The organism is Ramlibacter alkalitolerans, from assembly GCF_016722765.1.
Lineage (GTDB): Bacteria > Pseudomonadota > Gammaproteobacteria > Burkholderiales > Burkholderiaceae_C > Ramlibacter > Ramlibacter alkalitolerans.
Window position 1 is genome coordinate 1 of the sequence record NZ_JAEQND010000024.1, and the last position, 20938, is coordinate 20938.

The window sequence follows — 20938 nt, forward strand, 5'->3', positions numbered from 1 at the left end:
CGCCACATCTCGGCGTTCTGCTCGGGCTCCAGCCCTCGATCTTTTCTCGATGTCATTCCGGCCTTTCACAACATGAATCATGTTGCATTGACCGGTTGAGACCGCCCCCCGCCTCCGCGGGGACGACGGGGAGGCCACGCCTTCGCCGGGATGACGGGGAAGCCACGTCCACTCGGGGATGACGGGGACGCCCCGCCTGCTTGGGAACGACGGGCTTTCGTGAGCCGCGTCAGTGATGCTGCGGAGGCGTCACCTCCCAGTGCTGCATCACCCGGTCGTGCGAATCCACGCTCTCCAGGCGCACGCGGAAGCCCCACAGCCTGGCCACGTGCTTGACGACCTCTTCCGCGCCGTTGTCCAGCGGACGGTCCGAGTGGCGGATGTGCCGCAGCGTCAGGGAGCGGTCACCGCGCGCATTGACGTTCCACACCTGGATGTTCGGCTCGCGCCAGCCCAGGTCGTGCTGCCGCGACAGCGACTCGCGCAGCCGCCGGTAGCCGTTGTCGTCGTGGATCGCCGAGACTTCCAGCTCGGACTGCGCCGCGTCGTCCAGCACCGCGAACATGCGGAAGTCGCGCATCAGCTTGGGCGAGAGGTACTGGCCGATGAAGCTCTCGTCCTTGAAGTGCCGCATGGCGTAATCGAGCGACTTGACCCAGTCGGTGCCCGCGATCTCCGGGAACCATTCGCGGTCCTCGTCGGTGGGGTTCTCGCAGATCCGCCGGATGTCCGTGAACATCGCGAAACCCAGCGCATACGGGTTGATGCCGCTGTAGCCCGGGTGCGTCACCGGCGGCTGGAACACCACGTTGGTGTGCGAGCTGAGGATCTCCATCATGTAGCCGTCCGAGAGCTGGCCCTGGTCGTACATGGTGTTGAGCAGCGTGTAGTGCCAGAAGGTGGCCCAGCCCTCGTTCATCACCTGCGTCTGCCGCTGCGGATAGAAGTACTGGGCGATCTTGCGCACGATGCGCACGATCTCGCGCTGCCACGGCTCCAGCAGCGGCGCGTTCTTCTCGATGAAGTACAGGATGTTCTCCTGCGGCTCCTCGGGGAAGCGCTTGGTCTTCTTCTCGGCGGCCTTGCCGGCCTTGGCCGGCAGCGTGCGCCACAGGTCGTTGATCTGCTGCTGCAGGTAGGCCTCGCGCTCCTTGCGCCGGTTTTCCTCCTCCACCATCGAGATCTTCTGCGGCCGGCGATAGCGGTCCACGCCGTAGTTCATCAGCGCGTGGCAGGCGTCGAGCACCTGCTCCACGGCGTCGATGCCGTGCCGTTCCTCGCATTCGGACACGAAGCTCTTGGCGTACACCAGGTAATCGATGATCGAGCTGGCGTCCGTCCACATGCGGAACAGGTAGTTGCCCTTGAAGAAGGAGTTGTGGCCGAAGCACGCGTGCGCCATCACCAGCGCCTGCATCGGCATCGTGTTCTCCTCCATGAGGTAGGCGATGCAGGGATCGGAGTTGATCACGATCTCGTAGGCCAGCCCCATGTGGCCGCGGCGGTAGCTCTTCTCGCTCTGGATGAAGTGCTTGCCGTAGGACCAGTGGCGGTAGTTCACCGGCATGCCGACGGAGGCGTAGGCGTCCAGCATCTGCTCGGACGAAATGAGTTCCAGCTGGGTCGGGTAGGTGTCCAGCCCGAAGCCTTCCGCCGTGCGGCGGATCGCCTGGAAGTAGGTTTCGATCAGGTCGAAGTCCCAGTCGGAGGGACTGGGCAGGCGCCTGCTCTCGTCCTTCTTCAGGTCGGAGGGGGTGAGGAATTCAGCGGCTTCGGTCACAGGATTGCCTTCATGCTGCGCATTGCGGTACGGGCGCCGCCAGGCGGCGAGCGCGCCTCATGCGGCCTGCGGAGTCTTCTTGAAGAGGTCTCGGAACACGGGGAAGATCTGCGAGGGCGTCACGATCTTCTGCATCGCGAAGTGCTGGTTGGCGTCACGCACGCGCGTGTACTCCTCCCACAGGTTCTGGTCCTCGTCGGCCACCTGCACGTAGGCGTAGTAGCGCACCAGCGGCAGGATCTTGTTGTCCAGGAGTTCCCGGCACTTGGAGGAGTCCTGCTGCCAGTTGTCGCCGTCGGACGCCTGCGCGCCATAGATGTTCCATTCGCTGCCCATGTAGCGGGCGCGGATGATCTCGTTCATCAGCGTCAGCGCGCTCGACACGACCGTGCCGCCGCTTTCCGTCGCGTGGAAGAACTCGTCTTCCGTCACTTCGGCCGCCTGCGTATGGTGGCGGATGAACACCACCTCGGTCTTCTCGTAGTGGCGCGAGAGGAACAGGTACAGCAGGATGAAGAAGCGCTTGGCGAGATCCTTGCGGGATTCGTCCATGGAGCCGGAGACGTCCATCAGGCAGAACATCACCGCCTTGCTGGTGGGCATCGGCTCGCGCACGCGGTTGCGAAAGCGCAGGTCGAACGGGTCCAGCCAGGGCACGCGCTTGGTGCGCGCGCGCAGTTGCGCCACTTCCTCGCGCAGCAGCGCCAGGTCCTTCTCGGGGTCGCCGCGCTTCTCGGCTTCCTCGAGTTGCTCGATCGCGCGCCGCAGCTCGACCCGCGAGTCCCCGCCCATCGCGATGCGGCGCGCCAGGCCCGTGCGCATCGAACGCACGATGTGCAGCGCACTCGGACTGCCTTCGGACACGTAGCCCGCGCGGCGGTACTTCCACTCCGGCACGTCGGCCAGCAACTGCGTGCGGATCATCCGCGGCAGCGCCAGGTCGTCGAAGAAGTAGTTCATGAACTCTTCGCGCGAGATGCGGAAGACGAAGTCGTCCTCGCCCTGCCCGTCCTGCGAAGCGCCGCTGCCGCCCGAGCCGCCACCGCCGCCGCCCTGCGGCCGCTGGATGCGGTCGCCGCGCACGTATTCCTGGTTGCCGGGGTGCACCAGTTCGCGGCTGCCGCCGGGCGCGTGGCCGAAGGTCGGCTCGGACACGTCCCGCTTGGGCAGGGTGATGTCCGCGCCTTCCTCGATGTCGCGGATGCTGCGGTCGCCCACCGCCTTGCGCACCGCTTCCTTGATCTGGTCCTTGTAGCGGCGCAGGAAGCGCTCGCGGTTGCCGATCGACTTGTTCTTGCCGGAAAGGCGGCGGTCGATGACCTGGTGGAGCATGGACCGCTCGCCACCGCTGCTGTTGGTCACTGGGCGGTCCCTCCTTGTGTTGACGGCGCCCGGACTCAGGAGCTTTTCCGCACGCGCAGGTACCACTCGCACAGCAGGCGCACCTGCCGCTTCGTGTAGCCCTTCTCGACCATGCGGTTGACGAAGTCCTCGTGCTTCTTGGCCTCGTCGGCGGAGGCCTTGGCGTTGAAGCTGATGACCGGCAGCAGTTCCTCGGTGTTCGAGAACATCTTCTTCTCGATCACCGTGCGCAGCTTCTCGTAGCTGGTCCACACCGGGTTCTTGCCGGCGTTGTTGGCCCGCGCCCGCAGCACGAAGTTGACGATCTCGTTGCGGAAGTCCTTCGGATTGGACAGGCCGGCCGGCTTCTCGATCTTCTCGAGTTCGGCGTTGAGCGCTGCGCGGTCGAAGATCTCGCCCGTGTCGGTGTCGCGGAACTCCTGGTCCTGGATCCAGAAGTCGGCGTAGGTCACGTAGCGGTCGAAGATGTTCTGGCCGTATTCCGAGTAGGACTCGAGGTAGGCCGTCTGGATTTCCTTGCCGATGAATTCCGCGTAGCGGGTGGCCAGGTGCTCCTTGATGTACGAGAGGTACTTCTGCTCCGTCTCGGCCGGGAACTGCTCGCGCTCGATCTGCTGTTCGAGCACGTACATCAGGTGCACCGGGTTGGCGGCGACTTCCTCGGAGCCGAAGTTGAAGACCTTGGACAGGATCTTGAACGCGAAGCGCGTCGAAATGCCCGTCATGCCCTCGTCGACGCCGGCGTAGTCGCGGTATTCCTGGTAGCTCTTGGCCTTCGGGTCGGTGTCCTTCAGGTTCTCACCGTCGTAGATCAGCATCTTGGAGAAGATGCTCGAATTCTCCGGTTCCTTCAGGCGGGTGAGCACCGAGAACTGCGCCATCATCCGCAGCGTGCCGGGGGCGCAGACGGCCTCCTGCAGCGACGAGTTCTGGATCAGCTTCTCGTAGATCTTCACTTCCTCGGTCACGCGCAGGCAGTACGGCACCTTGACCACGTAGATCCGGTCGAGGAAGGCCTCGTTGTTCTTGTTGTTCTTGAACGCCTTCCACTCGCTCTCGTTGGAGTGGGCCATCACGATGCCGTCGAACGGGATCGCGCCGAAGCCCTCGGTGCCCTTGAAGTTGCCTTCCTGGGTGGCCGTCAGCAGCGGGTGCAGCACCTTGATCGGCGCCTTGAACATCTCGACGAATTCGAGCAGGCCCTGGTTGGCCAGGCACAGGCCGCCGGAGTAGCTGTAGGCATCCGGGTCGTCCTGGGCGAAGGTCTCGAGCTTGCGGATGTCGATCTTGCCGACCAGGGAGCTGATGTCCTGGTTGTTCTCGTCGCCGGGTTCGGTCTTGGCGACGCCGATCTGCTTGAGGATCGACGGGAAGCGCTTGACGACCTTGAACTTGCGGATGTCGCCGCCGAATTCTTCCAGCCGCTTGACGGCCCACGGCGACATGATGCGCTGCGTGTAGCGGCGCGGGATGCCGAACTGCTGCTCCAGCAGCGGGCCATCCTCGTCGTTGCTGAACAGGCCCAGCGGCGACTCGTTCACCGGCGACCCCTTGATCGCGTAGAACGGCACCTGCTCCATCAGCTGCTTGAGGCGCTCGGCGATGGACGACTTGCCGCCGCCGACGGGACCCAGCAGGTAGAGGATCTGCTTCTTCTCTTCCAGGCCCTGTGCGGCGTGGCGGAAGTGCGAGACGACCTGCTCGATCGGCTCTTCGAGCCCGTAGAAATCCTTGAACGCCGGGTAGACGCGGATCACCTTGTTGCCGAAGATGCGCGACAGGCGCGGATCGTGGCGCGTGTCCACCATCTCCGGTTCGCCGATCGCTGCCAACATGCGTTCTGCGGCAGTCGCGTAGGTGAGCGGCTCCCTCTTGCAGAGATCGAGGAATTCCTCGATCGACAATTCTTCCTCACGTTTTTGTTCGTAGCGCGTGAGGAAATTGCGGACGACGTCCATGAAGCCTCCTTCGTTAGCGGACTGCAGCGTCAAACGCGCGGTGCGGAGATCACTGTACTCCAGAGCCTGGAAAACCGACGATCCCGTCCTGTAGGCCAAACGCCGACTTCACTGTAGGGGAACGGTAGATAAAAACAAGGGGCGGAAGCTCTATGAAGCACGCGTCTCCGCATGTAAACGACACTCCGCTTTCGCCACGCGCGGTCGCATTCCATGCACCGCAACGGCGTGCTCCATGACTCCACAATGCGGGCCGCGGCGCCACGGTTGACGCCGCGCATCGGACGGCGCCCGTCAGCTCGTCTTCGTGACCTTCTGCAGGTGCGGGGGACGGTCCGGGTCGTTGCCGCGCGCGCGGGCCAGCGCTTCGACCATCGGGTAGAAGCTCTGGATCGCGCAGACCGGATCGAGCTCCGGCACCGCGGCTTCGACGAGCGGCAGGTTGGCGTCGGGCGTGCCGGGGGGTGCGGCCAGCAGCACCCGTGCACCACGCGAGCGCATGGCCTGCGCGAGTTCGAGCAGGCCCGCCTGCGCCGGGCCGCGCGGTGCGAACACGAGCAAGGGATAACCCTCCTCGATCAGGCGCATCGGGCCATGCTGCACTTCGGCGCCGGAGAAGGCTTCGGCCTGGATGCCGCAGGTCTCCTTGAACTTCAGCGCCGCCTCCATCGCCACCGGCAGGCCGAGGCCGCGGCCGATGACGAACAGGCGGTCGGCTTCGCGCAGCACGTCGAGCGCCGGCGACCAGTCCGCCGCGCAGGCCCGCTCCATCGCCTGCGGCAACTGCTGCAAGGCCGCGGCGAGGGCCGCATCGTCCTGCCAGGCGGTCACGAGGCGCGCACCGGCGACGAGCTGGGCGATGAAGCTCTTGGTCGCGGCCACGCTCTGCTCCTGCCCCGCATGGAGCGGGAACAGCCATTCGGCCGCCCGTCCCAGCGGCGAGTCCGGCACGTTCACGAAGGCGCAGGTGATGGCGCCGCACTGGCGGAAATACTGGGTGGGGCTGACCAGGTCCGGGCTCTGCCCGGATTGCGAGAAGGCGAACGAGGCCAGGCCGCTGCAGCGGATCTCCGACTGGTACAGCGTGATCAGCGACATCGGCATCGAGGTGACCAGCCGGCCCAGGCGCGCCATCACCAGGTAGGCGGCGTAGTGCGCGGCATGGTCGGAGCTGCCGCGCGCGATCGTCAGCAGCGAGGTCGGGGGCTGCTGCCGCAGCCGGTCGCCGAACGCGCGCCAGCGCCCGGAATCCTCGCGCAACTGGCGCGCCACGGTCTGCGGCGCTTCGCGCGCCTCATCCAGCATGCGGGACATCGATGGATCCTCCTTCGACGAAGACCTCCTGCACGCGCAGGTCGCGATCGAGCACCACCACGTCGGCCCACGCCCCCACGGCCAGCCGGCCCCGATCGGCCAGGCCGAGGAAGTCGGCCGCGTGCGTGGCCAGCCGGCGGGCGGCATCGGGCAGCGTAATGCCGATCACGTCGACCAGGTTGCGCAGGGCGCGGTCCATGGTGAGCGTGGAGCCGGCCAGCGTGCCGTCGGCCAGGCGAACGCCGCCCAGGCACTTGGTGACGGGCTGGCGCCCCAGCTTGTATTCGCCATCGGGCATGCCGGTGGCGGCGGTGGAATCGGTGACGCAGTACAGGCCGGGAATGCAGCGCAGGGCGGCGCGGATCGCGCCCGGATGCACGTGCAGCAGGTCGGGGATGATCTCGGCGAACTGCGCGTGCGCGAGGGCCGCCCCGACCATGCCCGGCATGCGGTGGTGCAGCGGCGTCATCGCGTTGAAGAGGTGGGTGAAGCCGCGCGCGCCCCGCTCCAGCGCCTGCACGCCGTCCTCGTAGGTGCCCAGCGTGTGGCCGACCTGCACGCGAAAGCCGGCGGCCACGAGTTCGGCGATGGCCTCCATGTTGCCGGGGACTTCCGGCGCCAGCGTCAGGAGCCGGACGGGCGCCAGCGCATCGAGCTCGCGCAGTTCGGCCAGCGACACCGGGCGCGCGAAATCCGGCTGCGCGCCCAGCTTGCCCTTGTTGATGAACGGGCCTTCCAGGTGCATGCCGAGCACGCGGGCCGCGCCCGGCGCCCCTGCGCGGCACAGGGCGCCGACCGCCTCGAGCGACAGGCGCAGGTCCTCGGGCGGCGCGGTCATCGTCGTGGCCAGCAGCGCCGTGGTGCCGTGTTCGGCGTGCTTGCGCGCGACCTGCAGGGCCGCGTCGCCGCCTTCCATGATGTCGCGGCCGGCACCGCCATGCACGTGCAGGTCGATGAAGCCGGGGAGGATGAAGGGGCCGGTGCCGTCGCGGACCTGCGCGGGGTCGACGGGCGAGCCCTCGATGGCTTCGATGCGGCCCTGCGCACCGATGCGAAGGGCACCCTCCACCGCCCCGGCGGGCGTCAGGATGCGGCCCTTCACGCTGCGCGTCACAGGGCCTCTTCCGTCTCTTCCAGCAGCCGGCGGGCGAGCGTCAGCGCGCCTTCGGCTGCGCCGGCTTTCGGCGGCACGAGTCGGCTGCGCAAGGCCGGGCGCATGCGCGGGGCGAGGCGCTCGCCGATGCTGCCGGCGATGGCGAGCGGCAGCCGCCCACGCGGGTCGATCGCCAGAGCGAGGTCTTCGAGCGCGGCCGTGGCCTGCTGCAACAGGCCGGCCGCGACCGGATCGCCGGCCTCGCATTCGAACACGGCACGCGCGAGCTGCGCGAACTCGAACTGCCCGGAGAGCTGGCACCAGTCCTGCAAACTTTCGCGTTCATCGCCGCAATGCATCCACACGCGGCGCGCGAGCGGGCTCGCGTTCACGCGGCCGTCGAACGCGGCCAGGCCATGGCGCACGGCCTGCAGGCCGAGCCAGCCGCCGCTGCCTTCGTCATCCACGCGAAACCCCCATCCGCCGACTGTAGCGCGCGAGCCGTCGGCGCGGAGGGCTTCGGCGATGCTGCCGGTGCCGGCGATGACAATCACGCCGGGCTGGCCGGCGTGGGCGCCCAGCAGCATGGTGAAGGAGTCGGTTTCCGCATCCAGCCGTGCCAGGCCGGGATTGCCGGCGAGGAAGGCTTCGCGCCACGGCGCGTGGCTCACGCCGGACAGCCCGGCTGCGAGCGCGCAGCGCTTCCAGGGCGGCACGGGCAGCCCCGCGCCTTCGAAGGCGCGGCCCACCGCAGCCTGGATGTTCTCCCAGGCTTGCGGGATGCCCTGCCCGAGCGCGGAGGGGCCCGCGGACCCGGTGCCCACCGTCTCGCCATGGACGTGCTGCACCAGTGCCCTCGTGCCGCTGCCGCCGCCGTCGATGCCGATCAGGTAATCCACCATCCGAATAGGTCCCCCTCCCTCCATTGGCCGTTCCCTCGGTTAGAAACGAGCAGCGGCGCGGAGTTGCAGCTCAGGCGCGTGGGTCGGCGCGCCGTCCGGGCGTCGGAAGCCGCGGACGGCCCGGCCCGGGGACGGTGCGGATTAAGCTATGCCATGCCCGCGCCGCTTGCGTTCCATTTCGACTTCATCTCGCCCTACGGCTACTTCGCCAGCCTGCGCATCGAGGCGCTAGCCGCGCGCCGGGGACGCACGGTGGACTGGCGGCCGATCCTGCTGGGCGTGAGCGTGCTGAAGGTGATGGGGCTCAAGCCCCTGCTCGACACCCCGCTGAAGGGCGACTACGTGCGGCGCGACGTGCTGCGGCATGCGCGTCGGGCCGGCATCCGGCTCGGCCGCGACCTGAATGCCCCGATCGGCAATCCCTTGCCGGCGGCCCGGGCGTTCTGCTGGGTCAAGCAACACCATCCCGGCTTGCAGGCCGAGATGGCGCACGCGCTGTACCGCGCGATCTGGGCCGAGGGCCGGGAGCTGTCCACGCCCGACGCGCTCGCCACGATCTCCTTGCCGGCGGGCCTGGCTCCGGCCGCCGTCGCCGAGGCCGCCGCCGGGGAGGAAGCGGCCAGGCTGCTGCGCGATGCGGTCGCGGCTTCGATCGAGGCGGGCATCTTCGGTTCGCCGACCGTGGTGGTCGATGGCGAGCCGTTCTGGGGCCTGGACCGGCTGCCGGATGTGGAGGAGTGGCTGCGCGTGGGGGGCTGGTAGGAGCCTGGTAGGCTGGCGGTGAGCCGCGCCAACGCGAACCCCAGCGCTTTCGCGCATCGATGGGAATCCGGCGCTTTCGCGCATCGCTGGGGTTCCGGCGCTTCGCGCGTCACCACCAGCCTACGCCTCAACGTGAGAAGCGAAAGCGCGTAGGGACGGCAATGGCGCCGAGCGCGTCGCGCAGGCGCTGCTCGAGTTGCGCATCGGCAGCGGCGTCAATCGCGGCCTCCGCGACGAATCCACCGCCCTGCTCGCTCACCCTGACTTCGACCGGCACGCCGGCCGCGACCGCCGCGAACACTTCGCGCAACTTGAGCTCGATGGCCTGCGCGCGCAGCGCGGGCTTGTAGACCTTGCCCACGGCCGTGGTCGGCAGTGCCGGCAGCACGACCACGCGCCTGGGCACTGCGGGCCTCTCGTACACGTGCGGCGCCACTTCGCCGAGCAACGCTTGCGGCGCGAGCTGCGCGCCGGGCTTGAGCGTGACGAAGGCCGCCGGCACCTCGCCGGCATGCGCATCGGGCTCGCCGACCACCGCGCACAGCGCCACCGCCGGATGGGCGAGGAAGGCATCTTCCACCAGCCCCGGGTCGATGTTGTGCGAGCCGCGGATGATCACGTCCTTGGCCCGCCCGGTCACGTGCAGGTAGCCCTGGCCGTCGATGTGCCCCAGGTCGCCGGAGACGAGCCAGCCCTGCTCGAACAGGCCTGCGTTGCGCGCGGCATCCGTGTAGCCCGGGCTCACATGCGGCCCGCGCAGCACCACGATCCCGGTCTCGCCGGTGGCGCAGGCTTGCGCCGTGTGCAGGCTGTCGGCCCAGGGGACCACGCGCACCTCGGTGTACGGCAGCCGCAGCCCCACCGACCCCGGCACGCGCGGCGCGTGGAAGGGTTCGATCGCCACCAGCCCGGCGGACTCGGTCATCCCGAGGATGTTGCGCACCGGGATGCCCAGCGTGTTCTCGAAACGCACGGCCAGCTCGGTCGGCAGCGGCGATCCGCCCGTGTAGGCGACCTGCACGCGGGCGATGTCCGCGTCCACCTCCAGGTTGCACAGGCCGGCCAGGATCGTCGGCACGCAGGCCAGCGCCGTCACCTGCTCGCGTTCGCAGAACTTCCAGTAGTTGCGCAGGAAGGCGGCGTTGCGCATGCCGCTGGGCGTCGGCAACACCTGCCGCGCGCCGATCGCCAGCAGCGCCAGCCCGTACACGAAGGCGCCCGCGACGTGGAACAGCGGGAAGCCGTTGATCTCCACCGTCTGCTCGTCGAAGCCGTAGAAGCGGTGCGCGAACCAGGAGGTGTGGGCTTCGTTGCCGTGCGTGTGCTGCACCAGCTTGGGGGCGCCGGTCGTGCCGCCGGTGTGGAACAGCGCCGCGATGCGATCGGGCGCGAGCTGCGGATCGAAGGTGAGCGTCCCGCTCTCCTGCGCCAGCGCTTCCTCGAAGCTGCCGCCGATGCGCAGCACCGTGCGGCGTTCGAGGCCCGGCACCTTCTGCACGGCGGACCAGACGTCGAGCTCCGGGTTCGGCCCCAGCGCCACCACCACCTTGGCGCCGCTCGCGTCCAGCAAGGCCGCGATGTGCTCCGGCTGCAGCATGAAGTTGATCGGGCACGCGCGCCCCGCCAGCTGCGCGCCCCACAGGGCGTAGTGGGTGGAGGGGATGTTGGGCGCCAGGATCGCGACGGCATCCTGCGGGCCGACGCCGAGCCGGCGGAACAGGTTGGCGGCGCGGTGGATGTTCGCCAGCAACTGGGCGTACGTGATGGCTTGCGGTGCGGTGGCGAGCTCGCCATCCGGCAGGTACGTAAAGGCGGTGCGGTCGGCGAACTGCCTGGCCGCCCGCGCGATCAGCCCGTAGGTCGTGCGCGCCGGGATCGCCTCTTCGTAGGGCGTGCGCTCCAGCGCCTCGATGTCCGCCAGCCCGCGCAGGAAGCCGCTCACGCCAGCCCCAGCAGGCGTACCGCGTTGCCCTTCAGGATGCCGGGCATCACTTCGGGCCGGAAACCCGCTTCCTCGAAATCCTTCATCCAGCGTTCCGGCGTGATCAGCGGATAGTCGCTGCCGAACAGGATGCGGTCCTTCAGCAGCGTGTTGGCGTACTGCACGAGCTGCTTCGGGAAGTACTTCGGGCTCCAGCCCGAAAGGTCGATCCACACGTTGGGCTTGTGCGTGGCCACCGAGAGCGCCTCGTCCTGCCAGGGGAAGCTGGGATGCGCCATCACGATCTGCATGTCCGGAAAGGAGATCGCCACGTCGTCCAGGTGCATCGGGTTGCTGTATTCCAGCCGCAGCCCGCCGCCGCAGCGCATGCCGGAGCCGATGCCGCTATGGCCGGTGTGGAAGATGACGGGCATCCGGTGCGCGTCCAGCACCTCGTAGATCGGCCACGCCATCCTGTCGTAGGGATGGAAGCCCTGCACCGTGGGGTGGAACTTGAAACCCTTCACGCCCTCTTCCCTGATCAGGCGCTCGGCTTCGCGCGCACCCATCTTCCCCTTGTGCGGGTCGATGCTGGCGAAGGCCATCATCATGTCGCTGTTCTCGCGCGCGGCCTGCGCGATCTCCTCGTTCGGGATGCGGCGGCGGCCCAGGTTGGACTCGCTGTCCACCGTGAACATCACCAGCCCGATCCTGCGTTCGCGGTAGTAGGCGATGGTCTCGGCGATCGTGGGCCTGCGGTTGGAACGGAAGTACTTGTCGGCGGCGCGGTCGTATTCCTCGCCGTAGCTGTCGAAGGGATTCCAGCAGCTCACTTCCGCGTGGGTGTGGACGTCGATGGCGATGAGGTTGGCGTGGTCCATGCGGTGACCTTCTGTCGGGAGGTCCCTAGGGTAAGTCCCATGCGCGGGATGTTGATGATCGTTATCCCGCATAACCATAATCCGGCACTCGCCGACCATATGCCATGACCGCCTCCCAAGACCTGCAGCTCGAGATCGACGGCGCCATCGCCATCGTGCGCCTGAACCGCGCGGCCAAGCGCAACGCGCTGTCGGACGCCCTGGTGCTGGCCGTGCGCCACGCCTTCGAGAACCTGCCGTCCACGGTGCGCGCCGCGGTGCTCGATGGCGCGGGCGACCATTTCTGCGCCGGGCTCGACCTGTCGGAGCTGAAGGAGCGCGACGCCGGCGCGGGCCTGCACCACTCGCGCATGTGGCACGCGGCGCTGGAGGAAGTGCAGTACGGCCCCGTGCCGGTGGTGGCCGCACTGCATGGCGCGGTGGTCGGCGGCGGGCTCGAGCTGGCAGCGGCCTGCCACATCCGGGTGGCCGACACGACCACCTTCTACGCGCTGCCCGAGGGCGCGCGCGGGATCTTCGTCGGCGGCGGCGGCGCGGTGCGCATCCCGCGCCTGATCGGCGCCGCGCGCATGGCCGACATGATGCTCACCGGCCGTGTCTACCAGGCCGAGGAAGGCGAGCGCGCCGGCTTCGCCCAGTACCTCGTGCCCGCCGGCGAGGCTTTCGCGCGGGCGGTGCAGATCGCGAAGCGGGTGGCCGAGAACGCGCCGCTCACCAACTACGCGCTGATGCACGCCCTGCCCCGCATCGCCGAGCAGCCGGCGGACCAGGGCTTCCTCACCGAAGCGCTGATGGCCGCCATCGCCCAGAGCGCTCCCGAGGCCAAGCAGCGCGTGCGCGACTTCCTGGAAGGCCGCGCCGCCAAGGTCGGCAAGTCCTGAGGCCGGAGGCGAGGAGCAGACATGCGGAGCCCGATCATCCACACGCCGTTGCCGGCGAAGTACCGGCCGCTGCGCTTCGGCGTCACGCGCGCGCTGCTGCGCGAAGGCGCCGGCGGCGTGCGCTACCTGCGCGGCGAGGGCGATCTGCGGCCCTATGCGGCACGCATGACCGATCGCCTCGTGTACTGGGCCGAGACGCAACCCGAACGCGCCTTCATGGCGCGCCGCCGGCGCGGCGCCGACGGCGCCACCGGCGAGTGGCAGACCGTGAGCTACCGCGAAGCGCTGGAGCGCGCCCGCAGCATCGGCCAGGCCCTGCTCGATCGCGGCCTGAGCGCCGAACGGCCGGTGGCGATCCTGAGCGAGAACGGACTGGAGCACGCGCTGCTCGCCCTCGGCTGCATGGTCGTCGGCATTCCGCACTGCCCCGTCTCACCGGCCTACTCCCTTGTCAGCCAGGACTTCGACAAGCTGCGCCACGTGCTGGCGACGCTCACGCCGGGCCTGGTGTTCGCTTCCGACGCGCGCTACGCGAAGGCGATCGCCGCAACGGTCGGCGGCGACATCGAAGTGGTGCTCGCCGAAGGGTGCCTGGAGGGCCGCGCCACCACGTCGCTTTCGGAACTGCTCGCCACGCAGCCCACCGCTGCCGTCGAGGCCGCGATGCAGGCGACGGGCCCCGACACGATCGTCAAGTTCCTCTTCACGTCCGGCTCGACCAAGCTGCCCAAGGCGGTGATCAACACGCACCGCATGTGGTGCGCCAACCAGCAGCAGATGCGCCAGTCGATGCCGGTGCTGGCCGAGGAGCCGCCGGTGCTGGTGGACTGGCTGCCCTGGAACCACACCTTCGGCGGCAACCACAACGTCGGCCTGACGATCTACAACGGCGGCACGCTCCACATCGACGACGGCAAGCCCACGCCCGCGCTGATGCACGAGACGCTGCGCAACCTGCGCGAGATCGCGCCCACCATCTACTTCAACGTGCCGACCGGCTTCGAGGCCATCGCCCACGCCATGAAGGCCGATCCCGTCCTGCGGCGCAACCTGCTGTCGCGGGTGCGCATGTTCTTCTATTCGGGCGCGGCGCTGGCGCAGCCGATCTGGGACCTGCTGCACGAAGTGCAGGAAGAGGAGATCGGCGAACGCATCGTGATGGGCACCGGCCTCGGCATGACGGAGTCGGCGCCGTTCGCGGTGTTCGTGACCAACCCGGACGTGCGCTCCGGCCACGTCGGCCTGCCCACCGTGGGCATGGAACTCAAGCTGGTGCCGGCCGAGGGCAAGACCGAGATCCGCTACAAGGGCCCCAACGTCACGCCGGGCTACTGGCGCAACCCCGAAGCGACGCAGGAGGCCTTCGACGAGGAAGGGTTCTTCCGCACCGGCGATGCCGTGCTCTGGATAGACCCGAACGACCCGGACCTGGGCCTGAAGTTCGACGGCCGCATCGCCGAGGACTTCAAGCTCGCCACCGGCACCTTCGTGAGCGTCGGGCCCCTGCGCGCGAAGATCATCGCCGCCGGCGCGCCCTACGTGCAGGACGCCGTGATCACCGGGCTGAACCGCAACGAGGTCGGCGCCCTGCTGTTCCCGACACCCAAGATCCGCGCGCTCGCGCCGCACCTGCCCGCCGACGCGCCGCTGCGGGACGTGCTGCAAAGCGCCGCCGTGGAGAACCACTTCCAGGACGTGCTGGACGCGCTCGCGCAGCAGGCCACCGGCAGCGCCACCCGCGTCGCCCGCATGGTGCTGCTGGACGAGCCGCCCTCGATCGACCTCGGCGAGGTGACCGACAAGGGCTCGATCAACCAGCGCGCCGTGCTCAAGCACCGCGACGCGCTCGTCCAGGCGATGCACGAGGACCGCCTGCCCTTCACGCTCCAGCCGCGCAAGGAGAACGCATGAACATCCAGGGACAGGCCGCGCTGGTCACGGGCGGCGCATCGGGCCTCGGCGAAGCCACGGCACGCGAACTGGCGCGCCTGGGCGCCAGGGTCGCGGTCCTCGACGTGAATCCCGCGCAGGCCGAAAAGGTGGCCGGGGAGATCGGCGGCATCGCCTGCGAGTGCGACATCACGAACACCGGCAGCCTGCAGGCTGCCCTGGCGAAGGCGGCGCAACGGCACGGCCCGGCGCGCATCCTCATGAACATCGCCGGCATCGGCACGGCCAAGCGCATCGTGCAGAAGGACGGCAGCCCGGCGCCGCTGGAAGAATTCGCGCGGGTCGTCAACATCAACCTGGTCGGAAGCTACAACGCCAGCCGCCTGTTCGCCGCCGAATGCGCGAAGCTCGCGCCGCTGGAGGACGGCGAGCGCGGCGTGATGCTGTTCACCGCCTCCGTCGCGGCCTTCGACGGCCAGGTCGGCCAGCAGGCCTACAGCGCGTCCAAGGGCGGCCTCGTGGGCATGACCTTGCCGATGGCGCGCGACCTCGCGCAGCACGGCATCCGCGTCTGCACCATCGCGCCGGGCCTGTTCGCCACACCGCTGATGCAGCAGCTGCCGGAGCCGGTGCAGGAGTCGCTCGCCCGGTCGATCCCGTTCCCGCCGCGCCTGGGCAAGCCGGAGGAGTTCGCGCAGCTGGCCTGCCACATCGTGACCAACACCCACCTGAATGGCGAGGTGATCCGCCTCGACGGTGCGCTGCGCATGGCGCCGCGCTGAGACGCTGAGAAGTTCCAACCCTGGAGACAACAATGAAGCTCGTACGCTCCCTGATCGCCGCCGCCGTGGCACTGAGCGCCGCCGCCGGCGCGCTGGCCGACATCAACGTCGGCGTCTCGATCTCCCTCACCGGCCCCGGTTCCGGCCTGGGGATCCCGACGCAGAACCAGCTCAAGCAGTTCCCGAAGGAGATCGCCGGCGAGAAGGTCAACCTGATCATCCTCGACGACGCCTCCGATCCCGGCAAGGGGGTGAGCAACACCCGCCGCCTGATCACCGAGGACAAGGTGGACGTGATCTTCGGCTCCGTGCTGACGCCGGTCGCGGCTGCCATGGCGCCCGTCGCGGCGGAGAACAAGGTGCTGCAGGTCGCCGCCTCGCCGGTGGGCGTGCCGCCGGGGCAGGACCACTGGCTGTTCCGCCTGCCGCAGGGCAACGACGTGATGGCGCACGCCATGTTCCAGCACATGAAGAAGCAGGGCGTGAAGACCATCGGCTTCATCGGCTACACCGACGCCTATGGCGAGCTGTGGCTCAAGGCGGCCCAGGCCGAGGCCGAGAAGAACGGCATGAAGATCGTGGCCGTGGAGCGCTTCGCCCGCACCGACACCAGCGTGACGGCGCAGGCCCTGAAGCTCGCCTCCGCCAATCCGGACGCGATGCTGGTGGTCGCCACCGGCTCCGGCGCCGCCATGCCCGAGAAGGCCATCGTCGAACGCGGCTACAAGGGCAAGATCTACCAGACGCACGCCGCGGCGACGCCGGACCTGGTGCGCATCGGCGGCAAGGACGTGGAAGGCACTTTCGTGGTCTCCGGCCCCGCGGTGGTCGCCGAGCAGCTGCCGGACAACCATCCGTCGAAGAAGCAGGCGATCGACTTCGTCAACAAGTACGAGAAGGCCAACGGCGCGGGTTCGCGCAACCAGTTCGCCGCCCACGCCTACGACTTCCAGATCGTGATGGAGAAGATCGTTCCGGTGGCGCTGAAGAAGGCCAAGCCCGGCACGCCGGAATTCCGCGCCGCCCTGCGCGACGCGATGGAAGGCATGGGCCGCACTGTGTTCTCCCACGGCGTGATGAACTGGACCAAGGACGACCACTGGGGCTACACGAACGAAACGGGCGTGATGCTGAAGGTGCACGACGGCAAGTTCGTGGTGGAGAAGTGATCGCGGTTCAGCGTTGAGCGTTCGGCGTCGGGCGTGCAAACCTCGACGCCGACACTGTTTCGCTCGCCCAACGCCCAACGCTCATCGCCCAACACCCATGGACTTTTCCATCGCCAGCATCCTCGCGCTGGACGGCCTGACCAACGGGGCGGTGTATGCGCTGCTCGCGCTGGCGACGGTGCTCGTCTTCGCGGTCACGCGCGTGATCTTCATCCCGCAGGGCGAGTTCGTCGCCTTCGGCGCGCTCACGCTGGCATTGCTGCAGGCGGGCAAGGTGCCGGGCACGGTCTGGTTCCTGCTCGCCCTCGCGCTCGCCGCCGCACTCTCGGACGTCGTGAACGGCTGGCGGCACCACCTGCCCGCGAGACGGGTGGCCCTGCAGGTGCTGCGCACGCTCGCGTGGCCCGTACTCGCGTCGGCCATCGCGATCTGGGCCGCGCCACGCGGCTTCCCGCTCGCGGTCCAGGCGCTGCTCACGCTGGCGCTGGTCACCCCGTTCGGCTCGCTGATCTACCGCCTCGCGTACGAGTCGCTCGCGGACGCCTCGGTGCTGGTGCTGCTGATCGTCTCCGTCGGCGTGCATTTCGCGCTGGTGGGCCTGGGCCTGTTCTTCTTCGGCGCCGAAGGATTCCGCAACCCGAGCTTCTGGGACGAGCGCTTTGCCGCCGGTGCGCTGACGCTCAGCGGCCAGGCGGTGATCATCTTCTTCGCCTCGCTGGCGCTGATCGTGCTGCTGTACCTGTTCTTCGAGCGCACGCTGACCGGCAAGGCACTGCGGGCCACGGCCGTCAATCGGGCCGGCGCCCGCCTCATGGGCATCTCCTCCAGCGCCGCGGGCCGCATGGCCTTCACGATGGCGGCGCTGATCGGCGCGCTCTCGGGCCTGCTGATCGGGCCGACCACGACCATCTTCTACGACAGCGGCTTCCTCATCGGCCTCAAGGGCTTCGTCGCCGCCGTCTTCGCCGGACTTTCCAGCTATCCGCTGGCCCTCGTGGGCGCGCTGGGCGTCGGCCTGCTCGAAAGCTTCGGCTCGTTCTGGGCCAGCGCCTTCAAGGAGGTGATCGTGTTCTCCTCCATCCTGCCGGTGCTGCTGTGGCGCTCGCTGGCCGACCCGCACGCGGAGGAACACTGAGATGGCCCGCGTCCTGACCGAGGTCGCCGAGGTCGCGCCCGCACCCGCGCGCCGGCCGGGCCTGCGCCGCTTCGCCTTCGCCCTGTTCGCGGCGGTGATGCTGGTGCTGCCTGCATTGCCGGTCCCGGATTTCTGGATCACGCAGAGCAACTACATCGGCCTCTATGCGCTCGTCGCCCTCGGCCTGGTGCTGCTGACGGGCGTCGCGGGCCTCACCTCCTTCGGACAGGCTGCCTTCGTGGGTGTCGGCGCGTACACCGCTGCCTTCCTGACGGTGAAGCTGGCGGCTTCGCCCTGGCTGGCGCTGCTGCTCGGCGTCGGCATCGCGGTGCTCGCGGCGCTGGTGCTGGGGGCGATCACGCTGCGCATGTCGGGGCACTACCTGCCGCTGGCCACCATCGCCTGGGGCCTGGTGCTGTACTACTCGATGGGCAACATGGATTTCCTGGGCAAGTACGACGGCATCCTGGGCGTGCCCACGCTCACCCTGTTCGGCCTCGACCTGGGCACCGGCCGCGGGCTGCACGTGCTGGTCTGGGTGATGGCGCTGCTGTCCGCGTGGGCCTGCGCCAACCTGCTCGACTCGCGCCCCGGCCGCGCCATCCGCTCGCTGCGCAGCGGCGCGACGATGGCCGAGGCGATGGGCATCTCCACCTTCCGCCACAAGCTGCTGGTGTTCGTCATTGCCGCCGTGCTCGCGGCGATGTCCGGCTGGCTGTTCGCCTTCTTCCAGCGCACCGTCAGCCCCAGCCCCTTCAACATCGGCAAGGGCATCGAGTACCTGTTCATGGCGGTGCTCGGTGGCGTCTCGCACGTGTGGGGCGCCTTCCTCGGCGCCGCCGTCGTCAAGCTGACCGAGGACCAGCTGCAGGTGCTGCTGCCGAAACTGATAGGGACCAGCGGCAACTTCGAGACCATCGTCTTCGGCATCGTGCTGGTGGTGGTGCTGAAGTACGCGCCCGACGGCCTCTGGACCTTCGTCATCCGCCGCCTGCCGCGGGCCGACCGCAAGCGCGACTGGGCCGGTGCCGCGCCCCTGCCGGCGCGCGACAAGCCGGCGCGCGGCGAGCCGCTGCTGCAGGTGGACGGCGTGCGCAAGCAGTTCGGCGGACTCACCGCCGTCAACGACGTGAGCTTCGAGATCCGCGCCGGCGACATCGTGGGCCTGATCGGCCCGAACGGCGCCGGCAAGTCCACCACCTTCAACCTGATCACCGGCGTGCTCGCGCTGAGCGCCGGCCAGGTCCGCTGGCGCGGCGAGACGATCGGCGGCCTGCCCTCGCGCGAGATCGCGCGGCGCGGCATCTCGCGCACCTTCCAGCACGTGAAGATGATTCCCGAGATGACGGTGCTGGAGAACGTCGCCCTGGGCGGCTACCTGCGCGGCACCAGCGGCACGCTGCGCGCGATGCTGCGCCTCGACCGCGATGAGGAGCGGCGGCTGTTCGCCGAGGCGGAGCGCCAGCTCGCGCGCATCGGCATGGCCGACCGCATGCACGAACTCGCGGGCAACCTCGCGCTGGGGCCGCAGCGCCTGATGGAAATCGCCCGCGCCCTGTGCACCGATCCCGCCCTGCTGCTGCTCGACGAGCCGGCGGCCGGCCTGCGCCACAAGGAGAAGCAGGCGCTGGCCGACGTGCTGCGCCAGCTCAAGTCCGAAGGCATGAGCCTGCTGCTGGTGGAGCACGACATGGAGTTCGTGATGGGCCTCACCGACCGCATCGTGGTGATGGAATTCGGCACCCGGCTGATGGAGGGCACGCCGGCGCAGGTGCAGGCCAGCCCCAAGGTGCGCGCCGCCTACCTCGGAACGGAGCACTGATGCCACAAGCCCTGCTCCAGGTGCGCGGCCTGCACGCCGGCTACGGGCGCGCGGAAGTGCTCACCGGCCTGGACTTCGAGCTGCCCCGCGGCAGTGTCGTCACGGTGATCGGGCCCAACGGCGCCGGCAAGTCCACCACGCTCAACGCGCTCATGGGCCTGCTGCCGGCGCGCGGGAGCATCGTCTTCGATGGCCAGGAGCTGGCCGACACCACGCTGGAAGAGCGCGTGATGCTGGGGCTGGCCCTGGTGCCGGAAAAGCGCGAGCTGTTCGGCACCATGCCGGTGGAAGACAACCTCGTGCTGGGGGGCTACCGGCCGATGAAGCTGCGCATGCCCGACTGGCGCAAGGGCCTGGAGCGCGTGTACGAGCTGTTCCCGCGGCTGAAGGAGCGGCGCGCGCAGCTCGCGGGCACGCTCTCGGGCGGCGAGCGCCAGATGCTCGCGGTGGGCCGCGCCCTGATGGCGCAACCCAAGCTGCTGATGCTCGACGAGCCGAGCCTGGGCCTGGCGCCGCTCGTGGTGCGCGAGATCTTCCAGACCATCGCCCGCCTGCGCAGCGAAGGCGTCTCCATCCTGCTGGTGGAGCAGAACGCGCGCGCGGCGCTGGAGGTGGCCGACCACGGCTACGTGCTGGAGACCGGCGAGATCAGCCTGCAGGGCCCGGCGGCGCAGCTCGCCGTGGACCCGCGCGTGATCGAGACCTACCTGGGCACGGCGCGCGTGCAGGCCGCCTGACACCTGCACATGGCACGCACCAGCACACCCTCGCCCCGCACGGTGGAAGCCGCGCCGGCGGTCGCGGAAGTCGACACGAGCTTCCTCGAGACGCTGGTGGGCTACAACGCGCGCCGGGCCGCGCTCGCGGCCATCGACCGCTTCCTCGAAGGCATGGCGCCCTACCAGCTCAAGCCGGTGGACTTCTCGGTGCTCTCGCTGATCCACCACAACCCCGGTATCACTTCGCGGCAACTCTGCGCCACGCTGGGCATCCTGCCGCCGAACCTGGTCGGCATGCTCAACGCGCTGGAAAAGCGCGAGCTCTTGTCGCGCATGCCGCACCCGCGGGACGGTCGCGCGATGGGCCTGCACCTGACACCTGGGGGACAGAAGCTGGTGCGCGACGCGGAGCGCACTGCGGCCGGCCTGGAAGCCGAGATCGGTGCCCGCCTGAGCCCGTCGGAGCTGCAGACCCTCATCCGCTTGCTGAAGAAAGTCTACAAACCGGGCCGCCCCTGACGCTTGCTATTGTTTGCATAGCAGGAGCTGCGTACACTCGCATCCCCG

The 20938-nt window shown here is 68.9% G+C and carries 17 protein-coding genes; 9 read left to right on the forward strand and 8 right to left on the reverse strand.

The features are described from left to right. Positions 1–229: 229 nt before the first annotated feature. The 6 genes from JI746_RS27200 to JI746_RS27225 all read right to left on the reverse strand — a co-directional run bounded on the left by JI746_RS27200 (position 230) and on the right by JI746_RS27225 (position 8409). Entirely contained in the window at positions 230–1780 is a 1551-nt protein-coding gene (locus JI746_RS27200; protein ID WP_201693458.1) for a SpoVR family protein, read from the reverse strand. A gap of 57 nt (positions 1781–1837) precedes the next feature. Beyond that, positions 1838–3112 (reverse strand): YeaH/YhbH family protein, encoded by a 1275-nt coding sequence (locus tag JI746_RS27205; RefSeq protein ID WP_201693478.1) that lies wholly within the window; start codon positions 3110–3112, stop codon positions 1838–1840. A 65-nt stretch (positions 3113–3177) separates the two neighbouring features. Beyond that, positions 3178–5100 carry a PrkA family serine protein kinase gene (locus tag JI746_RS27210; RefSeq protein ID WP_201693459.1) on the reverse strand — a complete coding sequence of 641 codons (1923 nt, stop codon included), beginning with the start codon at positions 5098–5100 and terminating at the stop codon, positions 3178–3180. A gap of 294 nt (positions 5101–5394) precedes the next feature. Beyond that, positions 5395–6405, reverse strand: a complete 1011-nt coding sequence (locus JI746_RS27215; RefSeq protein ID WP_201693479.1) for an SIS domain-containing protein — start codon at positions 6403–6405, stop codon at positions 5395–5397. Then, positions 6395–7528, reverse strand: coding sequence for an N-acetylglucosamine-6-phosphate deacetylase (nagA, locus tag JI746_RS27220; RefSeq protein ID WP_201693460.1), 1134 nt, complete (start codon positions 7526–7528; stop codon positions 6395–6397). The genes JI746_RS27215 and nagA overlap by 11 nt, the downstream gene beginning before the upstream one ends. After that, entirely contained in the window at positions 7525–8409 is an 885-nt protein-coding gene (locus JI746_RS27225; RefSeq protein WP_201693461.1) for a BadF/BadG/BcrA/BcrD ATPase family protein, read from the reverse strand. The genes nagA and JI746_RS27225 overlap by 4 nt, the downstream gene beginning before the upstream one ends. Before the next feature lie 153 nt (positions 8410–8562). On the opposite strand from JI746_RS27225, the gene JI746_RS27230 reads away from it, so the two are divergent. Beyond that, positions 8563–9171, forward strand: coding sequence for a 2-hydroxychromene-2-carboxylate isomerase (locus JI746_RS27230; RefSeq protein ID WP_201693462.1), 609 nt, complete (start codon positions 8563–8565; stop codon positions 9169–9171). A gap of 127 nt (positions 9172–9298) precedes the next feature. On the opposite strand, the gene JI746_RS27235 is transcribed toward JI746_RS27230, so the two are convergent. Next, on the reverse strand, positions 9299–11113 hold the full coding sequence (locus JI746_RS27235; protein ID WP_330893094.1) for an AMP-binding protein: 1815 nt from the start codon (positions 11111–11113) through the stop codon (positions 9299–9301). Further along, positions 11110–11973, reverse strand: coding sequence for an amidohydrolase family protein (locus JI746_RS27240; protein ID WP_201693463.1), 864 nt, complete (start codon positions 11971–11973; stop codon positions 11110–11112). The genes JI746_RS27235 and JI746_RS27240 overlap by 4 nt, the downstream gene beginning before the upstream one ends. A 104-nt stretch (positions 11974–12077) precedes the next feature. On the opposite strand from JI746_RS27240, the gene JI746_RS27245 reads away from it, so the two are divergent. The 8 genes from JI746_RS27245 to JI746_RS27280 all read left to right on the forward strand — a co-directional run bounded on the left by JI746_RS27245 (position 12078) and on the right by JI746_RS27280 (position 20890). Next, on the forward strand, positions 12078–12854 hold the full coding sequence (locus tag JI746_RS27245; protein ID WP_201693464.1) for a crotonase/enoyl-CoA hydratase family protein: 777 nt from the start codon (positions 12078–12080) through the stop codon (positions 12852–12854). Positions 12855–12875: 21 nt separating this feature from the next. After that, a complete protein-coding gene (locus JI746_RS27250) occupies positions 12876–14765 on the forward strand; it encodes a feruloyl-CoA synthase (protein WP_201693465.1) in 1890 nt (629 codons plus the stop codon). Then, entirely contained in the window at positions 14762–15526 is a 765-nt protein-coding gene (locus JI746_RS27255; protein WP_201693466.1) for an SDR family NAD(P)-dependent oxidoreductase, read from the forward strand. Before JI746_RS27250 ends, JI746_RS27255 begins: the two co-directional genes overlap by 4 nt. A 32-nt stretch (positions 15527–15558) precedes the next feature. Beyond that, positions 15559–16695 carry an ABC transporter substrate-binding protein gene (locus tag JI746_RS27260; protein ID WP_201693467.1) on the forward strand — a complete coding sequence of 379 codons (1137 nt, stop codon included), beginning with the start codon at positions 15559–15561 and terminating at the stop codon, positions 16693–16695. A gap of 97 nt (positions 16696–16792) precedes the next feature. Then, positions 16793–17830, forward strand: coding sequence for a branched-chain amino acid ABC transporter permease (locus JI746_RS27265; RefSeq protein ID WP_201693468.1), 1038 nt, complete (start codon positions 16793–16795; stop codon positions 17828–17830). A gap of 1 nt (position 17831) precedes the next feature. Then, entirely contained in the window at positions 17832–19652 is a 1821-nt protein-coding gene (locus JI746_RS27270) for a branched-chain amino acid ABC transporter ATP-binding protein/permease (RefSeq protein WP_201693469.1), read from the forward strand. Further along, on the forward strand, positions 19652–20389 hold the full coding sequence (locus JI746_RS27275) for an ABC transporter ATP-binding protein (RefSeq protein WP_201693470.1): 738 nt from the start codon (positions 19652–19654) through the stop codon (positions 20387–20389). The genes JI746_RS27270 and JI746_RS27275 overlap by 1 nt, the downstream gene beginning before the upstream one ends. 9 nt (positions 20390–20398) lie before the next feature. Next, positions 20399–20890 carry a MarR family winged helix-turn-helix transcriptional regulator gene (locus JI746_RS27280; RefSeq protein ID WP_201693471.1) on the forward strand — a complete coding sequence of 164 codons (492 nt, stop codon included), beginning with the start codon at positions 20399–20401 and terminating at the stop codon, positions 20888–20890. Positions 20891–20938: the final 48 nt, after the last annotated feature.